Below are 14,019 nucleotides of genomic sequence, written 5' to 3' on the forward strand. Positions count from 1 at the left end.
TCACCAATGCGCCCCGGCATTGACCGAGATATCCTCCATCGTCAGCGCGGGCGCGGCATCGGAACACAGGAACGCCACCAGCGCCGCGATCTCCTCGGGCTGCACCAGCCGGTTCTGCGGGTTGGCCTTCGCCAGCGCGGCAATCTCGTCCTCGACGCTGTGCCCGGCCTGCTTCGCCATGATCTCGGCACTGCTGCGCAGCATCTCCGTCTCCACCCATGTCGGACTGACCGAGACGCAGCTTACCCCGTGCGGCGCACCTTCGAGGGCCACGGCACGCGTCAAACCCAACAGCCCGGCCTTCGAGGCGCAATAGGCCGGGTGATCGGCCACCGCCGATTTCGCGGCGGTCGAGGCGATGTTGACGATTCGGCCCCAGCCGCGTTCGATCATGCCGGGCAGCGTGGCGCGGGTGGTCAGGAACGGGCCGGTCAGGTTGGTGTCGATCACCTGCTCCCAGTCCTTCAGGCCATGGCCGCTGACGGTGTGGTGAATGGTGATGCCGGCGGCGTTGACGAGGATGTCGATGGGGCCGAGCGCGTCTTCCACCGAGCGGCAGAACCCCTCGACCGAGCCTTCGTCGCAAACGTCGAGCCCGGCCACGAAGGTGCCCTCACCGACCTCCCTGACCGCCATCTCCCGCATCGCCAGATCGTCGCCGCGCCGCGCACCGATGGCCACTCTCAAGCCGTCCTCGGCCAGCTTCCTCGCGATCGACAGCCCGATCCCGGCCAGCCCGCCGGTGACCACGGCCACCCTCTGTTTCGTCTCAGCCATCGCTTGCCTCCTTGTCCATCTCGCCCGCGATCCATGCCTCCGGGTCGCCCACGCGCCGCCCGCCGGCGAGGTAGTCGTCGATGATCCCGATCATCTTCTCCCGCCCGAAGGACTCGAAATGCCCGGCATGGACCGCCGTCACCGGCAGTTCCCGCAGCCGCGCATGGGACGCCTTCAGAACCTCGGCCTGCGAATGATACAGGTCATCTATCAAGGCCCCGTCATAGACCACGTCGCCGCTGAACAGGAGGCCGGTCGCCTCCTCGTAAAGCGCGATCGAGCCCGGCGAATGGCCGGGCAGGTGGAACACCTTGAAGGCGCGGTCGCCAAGGTCGACCACGTCGCCCTCGTCCAGCAGGCGGGTCAGGGGGGCGGGCTTCACCTCGAAATGTTCGTGGCTGAACCCCTCGTAGGGCAGGGCGGTAAAGGTCTCGGCGCGCACGTAGCCGGTATCGGCCACGGTGTTGGCGGCGTCGGGGCGGGCGATGATATCGGCCTCGGCCGGGTGACCGCAGCGGTCGTGAAACTGGTGCAGCCCGGCGGAATGGTCGAAATGGCTGTGGGTCATGATCGCGGTGATCGGGCGCTCGCCCAGCCGGGCGACCTCTTCCACCAGCGGGCGCAGGCCCATGCCGGTGTCGATGATCAGGTCGCGGTCGCGGCCCCGGACGTGCCAGATGTTGCAGCGCAGCCAGCTTGCCACGTGGATCTCGTGAATGCGCGAGACGCCGTCGCCCAGCGTTTCGACCGCGTACCAGTCTTTCGCAACCTCGGGCGCCATGGCCATGATCCTTTCCGGCGGAGGTGTCATCGGGCAAAGCCTAGCGCGGGGCGGGCGGCGCTGCCACCACTTAGGCGGCGGGCGGCGAATCATCCGGCCCCGAACGCTGTCCGTGACCGGGCGACTTCGCGGCAGGCGGGAAAATCGCCGCTGGGCAATACTTTAAGCTGCAAGACGGCCGGTGTGGCCACCGGGGCGCGCCGTCGGCCGGGGCATGTATTGCAAGGCGTTCCCGGCTGTCGGCCCGATCCGCGGGCGCTTTCCCGTAAGGCCCGCCCGCCCCCCTGAAAAGCCACGATTTTTAGGGTGAATACTTGCCGGATGTGTGGTTCCATAAGTGTCTGATCGAAAATGAGTTGAGTGAATTCAGCAGGTTATGATTCTGTTCGATTGCAACATTGAACGGAGATCATGATGGCCTGGACCGAATTCACCCGCCCGCGATATGAGCGCAATACAGCGCGATATTCAAGTGATGTAACGGACGAAGAATGGGCGGTTGTGTCCCGGCTGTTGCCCGGCCCCAACCCGCTTGGTCGCCCGCGCGAGGTTGATCTTCGGGGTGTCTGGGATGCGATCCAGTACATTGCCGCGGCGGGATGCGCGTGGTCGCTTTTGCCGAAGGATTTCCCGCCCGTCTCGACGGTGCGGTACTATTTCTATCTCTGGCGCGACAGCGGTCTGCTGGCCGAGATCAACCGGTCGCTGGTTTCCCTGGCCCGCGAAAGGGACGGCCGGCAGGATATGCCCACGGCGGGGGTGATTGACAGCCAGAGTGTGAAAACCACTGAAAACACGGCTCTTTCCGGCTATGACGCGGGCAAGCGGATCAAGGGTAGAAAACGCCACATCATGACCGACACCTGTGGCAACCTGATTGCTCTGTGCGTCCACCCGGCCAACATTCAGGACCGCGACGGCGCGCCAGCGGTGTTCGCCCGGCTCCGGCGGGAGGCTCCGAAACTGCGCCATGTCTTCGCCGATGGCGGCTATGCCGGGCCGAAGCTGCGCCGGGCTCTGGCCGACATCGGGCGCTGGACAATCGAGATCGTCAAACGGTCCGATACCGCGCAAGGCTTCGAGGTTTTGCCCCGCAGATGGGTCGTCGAGCGCTCCTTCGCCTGGCTGGGAAAATGCCGCAGGCTGGCGAAGGATTGGGAAAAGACCATCGAAAGCGCCGAAGCATGGATCCTCATCTCGCATATCAGGCGAATGACCCGCCATCTCGCAAGAGCCTGAAAAACATCAGGTCATTTTGAATCGGACACTAAGGCCATGAGGGCAACCCAGAAGAACAAAAAACTGCTACAGACTGATAGGGAGACCAAGACATGAAGATGACCTCACTGTTTCTAGCCGCCGGCCTTGCGCTGGCCGGGGCCGGCAGCGCGCTGGCCGATTCCAGCGATCCGATCAAGATTCCGATCAACGAGTGGACGGGCCAGCATATCTCGGCCCATATCCTCGGGACGCTGTTCGAGAAGGCGGGCTATTCGGTGGAATACGTCACCGCCGGCGCCGTGCCGCAATTCGCGGCCATCGCCCAGGGCGACCTGCACCTGCAGCCGGAAACCTGGACGAACAACGTGGGCGATATCTATCCCAAGGCCGTCGAGTCGGGCGATATCGTCGTGGTGGGCGACCTCGGGCTGACCCCGCAAGAGGGGTGGATCTACCCGCCCTACATGGAAGAGCAATGCCCGGGCCTGCCCAGCTACGAGGCGCTTTACGACTGTGCGCAGGCCTTCGCCTCGCCCGATACCTTCCCCAAGGGCCGGCTGATCACCTACCCGGCTGACTGGGGCACGCGGTCGAAGGACGTGGTCGCGCAGATCGAGATCCCGTTCGAGCCTGTGGCCGGCGGCAGCGAGGGCGCGATGATCGCCGAGGTCAAATCGGCCGTGGCGTCCGAGAAGCCGATCCTGATGATGTTCTGGCAGCCGCACTGGCTGTTCGCTGAGAACGAGTTCAACTGGGTCGAGTGGGATGCCGCCGAGGGCGACTGCCAGGAGGAATCCGGCCAGAGCCGCGGCAATGCCTGCGGGTTCGAACAGGCCAGCATCAGCAAGATCGCGAACAAGGATTTCGCCAGCAACTACCCCGGCGCCGCGGCGCTGTACGAGGCGTTCTCGATCGACAACGACACCCAGAACAGCCTGATGAACGAGATCGACCAGAAGGGCCGCGACCTTGAAGAGGTGATCTCGGAATGGGTCGATGCCAACGAAGAGACGTGGTCGGCATGGGTCGAGGCGGCGGAAGCGGCCAAGAGCTGAGCGCGAAAGCGACAACCGGCCCTGCCCAGTGGCGGGGCCCGACAGCATGGCCCGGCCCTTGGGCCGGGCCATGTGCATGATAAGCCGGCTGCAAAAGGCCGCGCGGGAAAGAACCGCACGGGGAGAGAACGGGCGATGGGCGACGAAAAAGGCGACGTGAAACTGTCCTGCAGGCACCTGTGGAAGGTCTACCGGTCTTCCTCGGCGCCCTATTTCAAGTCCGAGGTGGGCAAGACGGACGTGAAAGCGCTCTCGGGCCGGATGCGTGATGACGGCGCGATCCCGGCCGCCGCCGACGTGAATTTCGACGTCCACGTGGGCGAGATATTCGTCATCATGGGCCTCTCGGGCTCGGGCAAGTCGACCGTGGTGCGCTGCCTCTCCCGCCTGATCGAGGCCACCCATGGCGAGGTGGTGCTGGATGGCGAGGACCTGCTGAAGAAATCCGACAAGGACCTGATCGACATCCGCCGCCACAAGATGGGGATGGTGTTCCAGAATTTCGGCCTGATGCCGCATCTGAGCGTCTTCGACAACATCGCCTTTCCCCTGTCGCTCCAGGGCCTGCCCCGGACGGAACAGATCGAGAAGGTCCGCCGGGTGATCGAGCTGGTGGGGCTGGAGGGCCGCGAAACCGCCTATCCCCGCCAGCTTTCCGGCGGCCAGCAACAGCGCGTCGGCATCGCCCGGTCGCTCGCCATCGAGCCGGAAATCTGGTTCCTCGACGAACCCTTCTCGGCCCTCGACCCGCTGATCCGCCGCCAGATGCAGGACGAGTTCCTGCGCATCCAGCGCTCGCTCCGGAAATCCATCGTCTTCATCACCCACGACTTCCTCGAGGCGCTGCGCATCGCCGACCGGATGATGATCATGCGCGACGGCATGGTGGTGCAGATGGGCACCCCGGCCGAGCTGATCGTGAACCCCGCCGACGATTACGTGGCCGAGTTCACCGAGGAGGTGCCGATGGTCCGCGTGCTCAAGGCCCGCAACGTTATCGACCGCGACGCGCAGCCGGCCGAAAGCATGCCGCAACAGGACAGCGAATGCAGCGTCGAACAGCTCCTGCCGCTGCTCGCCTCGCACAAGGACGGCATCCGCATCATGCGCGACGGCGCGGTCATGGGCGTGGTCACCGCCGGCAGCGTCATCTCGGCGCTGGCGCACCAGGACACCCACCGCGGCGCGGAGGTTCCGGCGTGAACAGGCTCCGCCCCGTCACCCTCGCCTGGTGCCTGCTCATCGCGCTGACGCTGGCCTTCCTCGCGCTGCAGCGCTGGGCCGGCTGGCTGGTCACCTACCCGGAAAGCTGGATCGTCCCGGTCACGCCCCTGCTCAACAGCTACATGGACTGGTGCGTCGACGTGTTCGGCCCGGTCTTCCGCGCCATCTCCGCCGCGCTCGACGTGCCGATGACGGCGGTGCGCGAGTTCCTCAACTGGCTGCCCTGGTCGGTCACGCTCACCCTCGTCACCTTCGCCGCCTTCGCCGTCTCAGGCTGGCAACTGGCGGTCTTCTCGTTCTTCTCGGTGCTTTACATGGTCGTCATAGGCTACTGGCACGAGTCGATGAATTCGCTCGCGCTGGTCGCCATCTCGGTGCCGCTGGCGGTGCTGGTGGGCTTTGCCCTCGGCACGCTCGCCTTCTATTCCGACCGCGCCGAACGCGCCATCAAGCCCACGATGGACCTCCTGCAAACCGTCCCCGCCTTCGCCTATCTCCTGCCGATCCTCCTGCTCTTCGGCTTCGGCCCGGTTGTCGGCCTGATCGCCAGCGTGCTCTATGCCTTCCCGCCCACCGTGCGCAACACCATGCTCGGCCTGCGCCGCGTGCCGCAGGAGGTGATCGAGGCCGGCCTCATGTCCGGCGCCACCGCGCCCCAGCTGTTCTGGCGCGTCCGCGTCCCAAGCGCCATGCGCCAGATCCTGCTGGGCGTGAACCAGACCACCATGGCCGCCTTCTCCATGGTGATCATCGCCTCGATCATCGGCGGCACCGCCGATATCGGCTGGGAGGTGCTGTCGACCATGCGCAAGGCGCAGTTCGGCGAAAGCCTTCTGGCGGGCATCGTCATCGCCCTGATGGCCATGGTGATGGACCGGATCACCGCCGCCGCCGCCACGGCCGAGCCGAAGGAGCCGGTGCTCGACGAGAGCTTCGCCTCGCGCCACCGGATGTGGCTGATCGCGGCCGGGCTGGGCATCGGCGTGGCCCTGCTGGCGCAGCTGCTGCCGTTCCTCAATGAATACCCCCGCTCGTGGGAGATCTTCCCGGCCCGCTACCTCAACGACGCGGTGACCTATATCGTGGTCGAGTTCGCCGACCTCATCTCGATGATCAAGACGGCGGCCTTCTTCTTCGTCATGCTGCCCGTGAAGATCGGGCTGCAGAACACCATTTCCCCCTTCACCTGGGGCTTCGAGTTCACCACCACGCTCAAGCTGGTCTATGCCGCCGCCGCCATCGCGCTGACGCTGTTCACCGCCTGGCGCCGGGGCATGATGGCGGCGCTCTTCGTGGCCTTCTGCGCGACGCTGCTGTACTTCGGCCTGACCCGCCTGCCATGGCCCACGTTGCTGGCGATGGCCACCCTCCTGAGCTGGCAGCTTTCGGGGCCGAAACTGGCGCTCGGCACCTTCCTGGGTCTCGGGTTCATCATCATCTCGGGCGTCTGGCCCGAGGCGCTGATTTCGATCTACCTCTGCGGGCTGGCGGTGCTCCTGTCCTTCGCCATCGGCGCCAGCCTTGGCATCCTCGCGTCGGAGTTCGACGGGCTCTCCGCCATCCTCCGACCGATCAACGACACTCTGCAGACCATGCCGCTTTTCGTGCTGCTCATCCCCTTCCTGATGATCTTCAAGATCGGCGAGTTCACGGCGCTGCTGGCGATCATGGCCTATGCCATCGTGCCCGCCATCCGCTATGCCGAGCACGGGCTGCGCAACATCCCCGCCCACGTGATCGAGGCGGCGACGGCGATCGGCTGCACCCGGCGGCAACTCTTGTGGCGGGTCAAGCTGCCGCTGGCGCTGCCGGTGATGATGCTGGGGCTGAACCAGACCATCATGTTCGGCATCGCCATGCTGGTCATCGCCGCGCTGGTGGGCACCAACGGGCTGGGCCAGCGGGTCTATATCGGGCTGGGCGACGGGGATTTCGGCGTCGGTATCGTGGCCGGGCTGGGGATGGCGATCATCGCGATGATCGCCGACCGGATGACCCAGGCCTGGAGCCGGAAGCGCCAGCAGGAGCTGGGGCTGTCCTCGGAATGAGAAGGGGATCCGATGCTGACCTCTGAGGAGTATCGCAGGCAGGATGCGACCGGCCTCGCCGCGCTGGTGCGCAAGGGCGAGGTCAGCGCGGGCGAACTGCTCGACGCGGCACTGGCCGAGATCGACCGGCTGAACCCGGCCCTGAACGCCGTGGTCGCCCGAAACGACACCGCCGCGCGGCAGGCGGCCGAGAGCGTGGACAGCGACGCGCCCTTCGCCGGGGTGCCCTTCCTTGCCAAGGACATCAATGTCGACGTGGCCGGGTTCCGGACCACCCATGCCTGCCGCTACTTCTCCGACGCGCCCGAGGCCACCGAGGACAGCGCGCTCGTCCGCCGCTGGCGGGCCGCCGGGCTGGTCATTCCGGGCCGCACCAACACGCCGGAATTCGCCACCGATTACGGCTGCGAGCCCGAGCTTTTCGGCCCCACCGCCAACCCGTGGGACCGCACCCGCACCCCCGGTGGGTCGAGCGGCGGGGCCGCCTCCGCCGTCGCCTCCGGCATGGTGCCGATGGCCCATGCCAGCGATTCCGGCGGCTCGATCCGGGTGCCTGCGGCCTGTTGCGGCCTGTTCGGCTTCAAGCCCTCGGGCGGCGTGATCGCCAGCGGCTCTCCCATGGGGCCGCTTGTGGGCGGGATCAACGTCGATCACGTGGTCTCCCGCACGGTGCGCGATTCCGCCGGGATGCTCGCCGCCACCGCCGCCCCGGAAGCGGGGCAGCCGATGCCGTGGCGGGGTTTGCCCGACGATCTGGTGACTGCGCTTTCGCAGGCACCCGAGGGGCTGCGCGTGGGCGTGGTCCTGACCTCCCCTGCCGGGCACGAACCGGATCGGGCGACACGCGATGCCGTGGAGAACGCCCGCAAACTGCTCGAAAGCCTCGCCCACCGGACGGAAGACTTCGCCTGGCCCGAGGATGTCGACCCCTACGATTGCGCGCTGCCCTTCTGGGCCAGTGAGATTGCCGCCGTCATCGAGGCCCGCGCCGCCGCGCTGGGCCGCCCGCCCGGCAAGGGCGACCTCGGGCCGCTGGTGCAATGGTCGGTCGAACAGGCGCGGCGGCTCTCGTCGGTCGACATGGTGCAGGCGCGGATGCGCATGACCGCGATCCGCCGCAAGATTGCCGGGGCCATGGCCGGGCTCGACCTGCTGCTCCTTCCGGCGTTGACCGAGCCGCCGCTGGAAACCGGGCTGCTGACCGATCTGGTGAATGACGATATCGACGCCTGGGCCGAACGCTCCTTCCGCTTCGCGCCCTATACCGAGATTTTCAACGTCACCGGCCAGCCTGCCATGTCGGTGCCGCTTTACCAGCGCGACGGCCTGCCGCTGGCGGTGCAGATGGTAGGGCATGTGGGCGCCGACGCCCTGATGCTCCGCCTGGCCCGGCAACTGGAAGAGGCCGCGCCGTGGCACGACCGCCGCCCGCCCGAGCCTGCCTGACCTTCAACCAAGGACGCCCCGAATGCCCCTGTCGCCCATCGAACACGACCTGCTCGCCCCGCAGGACTGGACCTTTCCGGTGCCCATCGCCTATGGCCCGGGCCGCCTGTCGGAAATGGGCACGCGCTGCGCGGCGATGGGGCTCAGGAACCCGCTGATCGTCACCGACCGGGGCAGCCGCGACCTGCCCTTCATCGGCGGTCTGCAAGAGGTGCTGGCGGGTGCGGGCCTCGCCTCCGACGTCTTCTCCGGCATCTCCCCCAACCCCCGCGACGACGAGATCGGCGCGGGCCGGGCGATGTACCGCGAGGGTAGCCACGACGCGGTGATCGCCATCGGCGGGGGCAGCGCCATGGATGGCGGCAAGGCCGTCTGCCTGACCGCCGCCAACGCCATCGACCTGTGGGATTTCGACTTCGACAAGACCCCGCCCGACATGACCGGCCAGCCCGCCTTTCCGCCGCTCATCACCATCCCCACCACCGCCGGCACCGGGGCCGAGACGGAAAGCACCGGCATGGTCACCCATGTCGCCCGCGGCATGAAGCTCTGCGTCTGGCACCCCGACCTCAAACCCGCGCTTGCCCTGCTCGACCCCGAGCTCACCGTCGGCCTGCCGCAGACCCTCACCGCCTGGACCGGCGCCGACGCCCTGACCCACGCGATCGAGGCCTACTCCGTCCCCGGCTTCAACCCGCTCTGCGACGGTCTCGCCCTCCAGGCCCTCACCCTCATCGGCAAACACCTCCCCACCGCCGTGGCCGAGCCCGACAACCTCGTCGCCCGCGGCGGCATGCTGGCGGGCTCCTGCCTTGCCGGGATCGCCTTCCTCAAGGGGCTGGGGCTGGTCCACGCCATCTCGCACATGGTGGGCGCCGAGTACGACACCCAGCACGGCCTGACCAACGCCGTCATCCTGCCCCTCGTCCTGCGCTTCAACCTGCCGGTGCTGGGCGACAAGCCCACCCGCATGGCCGAGGCGATGGGGCAGGGCGCGCTCTCGCCCGACGCCTTCGCCGCCCATGTCGAATCGATCCTCGACGGCCTGAACATCCCCCGAACGCTCACGGAAATCGGCGTGGCCGAGGATTGCGCCACCCGCATCGCCGCCAAGTCCATCCAGGACGTCGCCGCCACCACCAACCCCCGCCAGGCCACCGAGGCGGAGATCGCCGGCCTGATCGACGCGGCCCTCAGGAAAGCCCGCTAACCCAGGTCGAAATACGCCTCATCCGCGCCCGCCAGAACCTGCGAAACCTCCGCCGAGCGCTGGCGCTCGCGCCAGCCGGCATCCACCACGATCGGCGCGTCCTCGACCACCAAAGGCGCCCGCCCCCGGATCAGATCCGCCGCCCGCTCGGCCAGCATCAGCGTCGGCGCATTGAGATCCCCCGCCGTCGCCTGCGGCATGATCGAGCTGTCGACCACCCGCAGCGCCTCGACCCCGCGCACCCGGCATTCCGGGTCGACCACCGCCAGCGCATCCGTGCCCATCCGGCAGGTGCCGCAGGGGTGATAGGCGCTCTCCACCTTCGCCTTGATGAACGCGTCCAGCGCCTCGTCCGACTGCGCCTCCGGCCCCGGCGCCAGCTCCTCGCCGCGGTAGGGATCGAACGCCGACTGCGCGAACACCTCCCGCGTCAGCCTGATCCCGGCGCGCATCTCCTCCCAGTCTTCCGGATGGCTCATGTAATTGAACCGCACCTTCGGCGGCCCGTCCGGCCGCTCGGCATCAAGCCGCACCCAGCCCCGGCTCTTCGACCGTTTCGGGCCCACATGCACCTGGAACCCGTGCCCCTCGGCCAGGGTCGTGCCGTCATAGGAAATCGCGATCGGCAGGAAATGCATCTGCAGATCCGGATAGCTCACTCCCGCCCGGCTCCGGATATGCGCGCCCGCCTCGAAATGGTTCGACGCGCCCAGCCCCTTCCGCGTCAGCAGCCATTCCAGCCCGATCCGCGCCTTCGCCAGCATGCCTTGCTCGGAATAAAGCGTGATCGGCCGGGTACAGGCCTGCTGCACGTAAACCTCGAGGTGATCCATCAGGTTCTCGCCCACGCCGGGCAAATCGTGCCGAACCTCCATCCCGGCCGCCTTCAACTCCTCCCCCGGCCCGATGCCGGAGCGTTTCAGCAGAATCGGCGACATGATCGAGCCCGACGAGACGATCACCTCGCGCCCCGCCGTGGCGGTGCGGACCTCGCCGTTATGACGGTATTCCACCCCGGTCGCCCGCCCGCCCTCGAATATCACGCGCGTCGCCTGCGCATAGGTTTTCACCCGCACGTTCCCCCGCGCCATCGCCGGGCGAAGGTAGGCCCGCGCCGCCGAACAGCGCACGCCGCCGCCCACGTTCATCTCCATCGGGCCAAAGCCCTCGTGCTGGCGGTCGTTCATGTTGGCGCTGCGGGCATATCCCGCCTGCACGCCAGCCTCGATGAAGGCCGCGTAAAGCGGGTTCGCCTCGGCCCCCCGTGTCACGTCGATCGGCCCGCCGCGCCCGCGCAACTCGCCCGCGTCGGTGGCATTTTCCAGCCGCTGGAAATAGGGCAGCACGCTGGTCCAGCCCCAGCCTGTCGCCCCCCGCGCCGCCCAGAGCTCGTAATCCATCGGGTTGCCCCGGACCCAGCACATCCCGTTGATCGAGGACGAGCCGCCAAGCCCCTTGCCGCGCGGCAGGTTCATCCGCCGCCCGTCGAGATGCGGCTCGGGCTCTGTCCTGAACCCCCAGTTGAACCGCTTCGTGTTCATCGGCATCGACAGCGCGGCGGGCATCCGCACGATCAGCGAGCGGTCGTCGCCCCCGGCCTCCAGCACGAGGACGCGCAGCGACGGATCCTCGCCCAGCCGGTTGGCCAGAACGCAGCCGGCCGACCCGGCCCCGACGATGATGTAGTCGTAATCGCTCATCTGTCCTGCCGGCCGATCATGACGAAATACTTGATCACCGTCCCGGGCTGGTGCCACGTGCCGGTGAACCCCTTGGGCAGCAGGAAGGCCTGCCCCGGCCCGAACCTGTCGCGCGTGCCATCCGGGTAGATCAGCTCGATATGCCCCTCGATCAGGTACATGAACTCGTCGAACTCGTAATCGGTGATCTCGTCCGTGTAGGGCTCGCATTTCCAAGTGCCCGCCCGGACATGGGGCGAGGGGCGGTCGACAACGAGGTTCTCCCACTCGGTCGGCGCGGCCACGTCGGGGCCGCTCATCGTCATCTGCCGTGGTGCGGCGTCCAGCGCGTGGGTTTCGGCGTCGGTCAGGTCGATTGCGCGTATCATCGGCGGGCCGCTTCCTCTCGATTGGTCCGGTCGCGGAAAGCTTAGGGGAACCGGAGCGGCCTGTCATGGTCTGCCGATGGTTCACACACGAAAAATTATATTGAGCGCTCACTCAAATTATGGCTACACTCGGGCGCAGATACCCCCCTTCTCATCCCCGGAAAGGAACGCCCGATGAAACCGATCCAGCCCAGCGAACGGAAGACCGCGAATATCCGCGACGACGCGGCCTATACCCCCTACACCACCACCGGCGGGCCGGAGGAGGGGACCTCCTACATCAAGCTCAACCCGCATACCGAACGCGACACCGGATTCTATATCTACCGCATGGAACCGGGCGCGCGGTCGACCCCGCACCGCCATGGCGGGGCCGAGGAGTTTCTGATCGTCGAGGGCGAGCTGATCGACAATGACGGCACGGTCTACCGAACCGGCGACGTGGTCTGGCTCGAGGCGGGAACCGAGCATACCTCGCACACCGAAACCGGCTGCCTGATCGCCGTTTACGCCGAAGCGTCCGAGGAATCTCCGGGCATGTCGGGCTAGGCTCCGGCCCGGTTTCCCCGCCTCGGCGCTCTCCGCCAGCGCCTTGCGATTGCACAAAAAATCAGCGTTACCGCCCGCCAAAGCCCGCTTGGCGGGCGGCTTCATGACGGTCTGCGCCGGGCCGGTCGGGGAGAAATTCGAAAGAATCCTTTGCCGGAATCGATATTGGCCTGCTATGGTTGATCCGAAATCGAACCATTTTGGGTAATTGGTTCAGTTGTGGTCCAGAAATCGTCTGATTTCCTCTGCCCGGTTGGTTTCGGCTTCGCAATAAGCCGCGAAAAAGCAGCGGTGCCAACATGGGAGTGTCAAGATGTTTTCCAGAATCTTCTCGTCCGGCCTCACCCGCCGTACGTTCCTGAAATCCACGGCGGCCACGGCGGTCAGCGCGGGTTTGCCCGGCGCCGCACTGGCGCAGGGCGAGCCCATCAAGATCGGCTTCCTCGCCCCCCTGACGGGCGCCGTGGCGGCATGGGGCAAACCCGGTCTCGACGGCTGCGAAATCTGGGCCGAGCGGATCAACGAGGCAGGCGGCATCCAGCTTTCCGACGGCGCCCACCCGGTCGAGTTCGTGAGCTACGACAACGAATATGACCCCGCCAAGGCCCGCACCGGCGCGACCAAGCTGATCCGCGAGGATGGCGTCAGCTTCATCATGATGCTGGGCGGCGACACGTGGCCGGGCGTGCAGCCCGTGGCCGACAAGACCGGCATGCTGTTCTCGACCCTGCTGCCGTCGGACCTTTCGCCCGATACGACCACGCTGATCGCACCCGCCGAGGTCCACCCGATCTACAACGTCACCGGCGTCGAATGGCTGGCCGAGAACAAGCCGGACCTGAAGACCGCCGTGATGTGCGCGCAGGACGACGCGCTTGGCCTGCCCTCCGTCGCCACCTACCTCGCCGCGTTCGAGGCCGCCGGCATCGAGATGCAGAGCGAACCGCTCCTCTTCGACCCGGCGACCACCGATTTCGCGCCCGTGGTGACCCGGCTGATCGCCGACAGCCCCGATATCGTCTGCCTCGACACCTGCTATGCCGATTACGTCCACCCGATCTGCGAACAGCTTTTCCAGCAGGGGTACGAGGGTCAGATCATCAGCTGCACGGCGGATTTCTATGACCAGATGATCTCGAAGACGTCCAAGGAATTCATGGAAGGCTTTATCTTCCAGTTCCCCGATTTCGACGACCCGGCGCTGAATTCCGACCAGGTCAATTTCGAAGACCCCAACGGCTTCTACGCCGAATACGCCGAACGCTTCCCCGGCCAGTGGGGCGCGGTGAGCTGGGAATACGCCTCGATCATGGACCTCTGGAAAGCCGCCGCCGAAAAGGCCGGCTCGGCCGACCCCGAGGCGGTGATCACCGCCATGAAGGACGGCGGCACCGGCAAGCACGCCTTCGGCGACGCCGACTGGTGGGGCACCGAGCTCTTCGGCATCGACAACGCACTTGTCGGCGACTGGCCCGTCGTGGTGATCGAGGACGGCAAGGCCACCATCAAGGGCTTCAAGAACATCCCCGAATGGTACGACAAGCACGGCGACCTGCTGGTCAAGCACATGAAGGCCTATGACCAGATGTGGGACCAGCGCGGCTGATCCCCTCAACGTGGCACACGGTAGCGGTCCGGCA

At 66.7% G+C, this 14,019-nt stretch carries 12 protein-coding genes; 8 read left to right on the forward strand and 4 right to left on the reverse strand.

The genetic code is table 11. From position 1 onward, the window contains the following. Both ACO07J_RS21310 and ACO07J_RS21315 read right to left on the reverse strand, forming a co-directional pair. Entirely contained in the window at positions 1–777 is a 777-nt protein-coding gene (locus ACO07J_RS21310) for an SDR family NAD(P)-dependent oxidoreductase (protein ID WP_422032723.1), read from the reverse strand. Then, a complete protein-coding gene (locus tag ACO07J_RS21315) occupies positions 770–1,564 on the reverse strand; it encodes an MBL fold metallo-hydrolase (RefSeq protein ID WP_422032725.1) in 795 nt (264 codons plus the stop codon). The genes ACO07J_RS21310 and ACO07J_RS21315 overlap by 8 nt, the downstream gene beginning before the upstream one ends. 408 nt (positions 1,565–1,972) lie before the next feature. Between ACO07J_RS21315 and ACO07J_RS21320 the strand changes: the two genes are divergently transcribed. The 6 genes from ACO07J_RS21320 (at position 1,973) to ACO07J_RS21345 (ending at position 9,762) form a co-directional block, all read left to right on the forward strand. Further along, positions 1,973–2,797, forward strand: a complete 825-nt coding sequence (locus tag ACO07J_RS21320; protein WP_422032727.1) for an IS5 family transposase — start codon at positions 1,973–1,975, stop codon at positions 2,795–2,797. A gap of 92 nt (positions 2,798–2,889) precedes the next feature. Further along, positions 2,890–3,834 carry an ABC transporter substrate-binding protein gene (locus tag ACO07J_RS21325; RefSeq protein WP_422032729.1) on the forward strand — a complete coding sequence of 315 codons (945 nt, stop codon included), beginning with the start codon at positions 2,890–2,892 and terminating at the stop codon, positions 3,832–3,834. 135 nt (positions 3,835–3,969) lie between these two features. Next, positions 3,970–5,037, forward strand: coding sequence for a quaternary amine ABC transporter ATP-binding protein (locus tag ACO07J_RS21330; RefSeq protein ID WP_422032731.1), 1,068 nt, complete (start codon positions 3,970–3,972; stop codon positions 5,035–5,037). Next, a complete protein-coding gene (locus tag ACO07J_RS21335) occupies positions 5,034–7,106 on the forward strand; it encodes an ABC transporter permease (protein WP_422032733.1) in 2,073 nt (690 codons plus the stop codon). The genes ACO07J_RS21330 and ACO07J_RS21335 overlap by 4 nt, the downstream gene beginning before the upstream one ends. A gap of 12 nt (positions 7,107–7,118) precedes the next feature. Continuing rightward, positions 7,119–8,552 (forward strand): amidase, encoded by a 1,434-nt coding sequence (locus tag ACO07J_RS21340; RefSeq protein WP_422032735.1) that lies wholly within the window; start codon positions 7,119–7,121, stop codon positions 8,550–8,552. A 22-nt stretch (positions 8,553–8,574) separates the two neighbouring features. Next, positions 8,575–9,762 (forward strand): iron-containing alcohol dehydrogenase, encoded by a 1,188-nt coding sequence (locus tag ACO07J_RS21345; protein WP_422032737.1) that lies wholly within the window; start codon positions 8,575–8,577, stop codon positions 9,760–9,762. On the opposite strand, the gene betA is transcribed toward ACO07J_RS21345, so the two are convergent. Beyond that, complete coding sequence (gene betA / locus ACO07J_RS21350) at positions 9,759–11,462, reverse strand: choline dehydrogenase (RefSeq protein WP_422032739.1); 1,704 nt, start codon at positions 11,460–11,462, stop codon at positions 9,759–9,761. The two genes, ACO07J_RS21345 and betA, sit on opposite strands and share 4 nt — an antisense overlap. Further along, positions 11,459–11,830 (reverse strand): cupin domain-containing protein, encoded by a 372-nt coding sequence (locus ACO07J_RS21355; RefSeq protein WP_422032741.1) that lies wholly within the window; start codon positions 11,828–11,830, stop codon positions 11,459–11,461. The genes betA and ACO07J_RS21355 overlap by 4 nt, the downstream gene beginning before the upstream one ends. A 174-nt stretch (positions 11,831–12,004) precedes the next feature. Between ACO07J_RS21355 and ACO07J_RS21360 the strand changes: the two genes are divergently transcribed. Further along, positions 12,005–12,379 carry a cupin domain-containing protein gene (locus ACO07J_RS21360; protein ID WP_300891374.1) on the forward strand — a complete coding sequence of 125 codons (375 nt, stop codon included), beginning with the start codon at positions 12,005–12,007 and terminating at the stop codon, positions 12,377–12,379. A gap of 313 nt (positions 12,380–12,692) precedes the next feature. Next, on the forward strand, positions 12,693–13,985 hold the full coding sequence (locus ACO07J_RS21365) for an ABC transporter substrate-binding protein (protein WP_422032743.1): 1,293 nt from the start codon (positions 12,693–12,695) through the stop codon (positions 13,983–13,985). The last annotated feature ends 34 nt before the right edge of the window (positions 13,986–14,019 follow it).

The organism is Roseovarius sp., from assembly GCF_965228755.1.
Taxonomy (GTDB): domain Bacteria; phylum Pseudomonadota; class Alphaproteobacteria; order Rhodobacterales; family Rhodobacteraceae; genus Roseovarius.